1 protein-coding gene is annotated in these 487 nt (G+C 69.4%); it reads left to right on the forward strand.

Annotated elements, in window-relative coordinates:
- On the forward strand, positions 1 to 487 hold a 487-nt coding region (locus tag F0Q45_RS26685; protein ID WP_149656670.1), incomplete at both ends, for a DUF222 domain-containing protein.

Here is a 487-nt window from a genome sequence, read left to right on the forward strand (position 1 = left end):
CGGGGTCATCGCCGCCCGGGCCGGGGAGGGATCCGATGCGCACTACGCGCAGCTAGCGCGTAGCGCCTCGGTTAACCAGCTGCGCACCGCCGTGAAACTGGAACCGCGTCCTGACCCCGATCCCCGCCCGCAGCCGTTGGCGTCAATCACCAAATCCGGCACCGAAGAGTTCAGCTGTTGGCGGATCAGACTTCCCCAGCTGGAGGCGGCGAAGTTCGAAGCGGCACTGGATGCCCATCGGGACGCGCTGATCACCCAGTGGAAACACGACCGCGGCGATTCCCCGGGCGTTTCTGACACCGCGCCGCCGGTGCCGGGCAACTTGGAGGCGTTTCAGCGGCTGGTCGAAACCAGCTGGGACACCGAGGCCACCCGGCGCCCGCACGGCCAGCACACCACCGTGGTGGCCCACCTCGATGTGGCCCAGCGTGCCGCCGCGCTGCACCTGGGCCCACTGCTGAGCGACGCCGAACGCCGCTACCTGACC

Origin of the sequence: Mycobacterium simiae (assembly GCF_008370645.1) — a bacterium.
Taxonomy (GTDB): domain Bacteria; phylum Actinomycetota; class Actinomycetes; order Mycobacteriales; family Mycobacteriaceae; genus Mycobacterium; species Mycobacterium simiae_A.